At 37.8% G+C, this 1452-nt stretch carries 1 protein-coding gene; it reads right to left on the reverse strand.

All coding sequences use genetic code 11. The annotated features are described in order from the left end of the window. Positions 1-80 precede the first annotated feature (80 nt). The gene (locus tag T335_RS0115310) at positions 81-1316 is read right to left on the reverse strand and encodes an IS110 family RNA-guided transposase (protein WP_026478313.1); all 1236 of its coding nucleotides are present in this window, start codon (positions 1314-1316) and stop codon (positions 81-83) included. Between the last annotated feature and the right edge of the window lie 136 nt (positions 1317-1452).

Consider the following 1452-nt stretch of genomic DNA (forward strand, 5'->3'; position numbering starts at 1 on the left):
CATTACCCGTCCCCTAAGTTGTAATCGTGACTTAGGTTTTTAATATGGTGATAACTATCTTTCCAGTTATCACCATTATATCAAACTGCCTCTTTCTGTGGAAGTGGCGGGGCTAGGTAGGAAGTCTTATTCTTCATCATACCATAGATGATATTTACTAGCCTTCTCATGACACATACTAATGCTTGTCCTTTCGTCTTGCCTTCTGTTATCTTCCCTTGGTAATATTCATAGAATACTGGGTTTCTAGGGATTTTACTTCCCTTAGATATTTGAACCTGTTGTACTGCTAGGAAATAGAAGATTCCATGTAGTGTTCTATTCCCTTGCTTACTCTTTTGGTCTTTACCCTTGCCCCCCGAGCTAAAATTAACTGGGGCTATCCCTGCAAACCTTGCTAGTTTATTAGCATTAGAGAATCTATTTATGTCTCCTATCTCTGCAACTAGGGCTGAGGCTGTTACTGTGTTTATCCCTGGCATTGTTTCTAGCTTAAAGTCTAGCCTTTTCATTAGGTTAGAGATTTCCTTCTCTACCTTAGATATTTCTTCCTTCTTAAACTGTATATCTCTTACAAGGCTTTGTATTAGAAAATCTCTATACTCTTGATACTCTCTTTCTGTTTCTCCATCTGACTTTGTTAGCTCTAGTATTGTTTCTGCCTTCTTAGTTGAACAGGAATTTCTACTCTTCTCTAATAGAAACCCTGTAAATTCCTCTGCCTTAATTCCCTTTAGATGGTGGGGGGCGGGATACTTCTCCCAAAAGGCTAGGGCTGTTACTCCATCTATATCACAGAAGAATTTCTTATAGCTAGGATAGTTATAATTTAACTGGGTATGCAGTTGGTTCTTTAACGCTGATAATGATTTAACTAAGGCATTTCTTCTTGTTACCATCTGCCCTAATGTCCAGTATATATCCTGTGGGTTAGCATCGGGTAATATCTCTAGCTTATTTAATAACACTTCTGCTACACATTTTGCATCCCAACTGTCACTCTTTTGGGTGGTGGGATAGCTCTTACGCTCTGCGTAGGATAGGGCTGAATTTACTTCCTTCACTAGGTAGTTATTTTCTAATAGATATACTGCTAGACTTCTACCATAGCCCCCCACATCCTCCAAACCAAAGATAGGAGTAATACCTTTCTTTGTATACTTTTTTACTTCCTTAATTAGTGTAGGAAACTCCGAGGGCTTATTTTCAAACTTAATTTCTCCTAATTTACTATGCCAACAATCTATAATTACCGCAGTATGATGGTCTTTGTGTAAGTCTACCCCTACATATATATGCTTTAGTTTATAATGCAAAAGGTATCACTCCTCTCGTTAGTTTTAATTAAAAGAATGTCGGCAACCTTAGTTCGAGCGTTAGTCTATAAGATTTTATCTATATTAGACCCGCATTGGGACGAAAGCCTATCCATTCTTTTATTTACTCTCTTAC

The sequence above is a fragment of the Alkaliphilus transvaalensis ATCC 700919 genome (assembly GCF_000621485.1).
Lineage (GTDB): Bacteria > Bacillota > Clostridia > Peptostreptococcales > Natronincolaceae > Alkaliphilus > Alkaliphilus transvaalensis.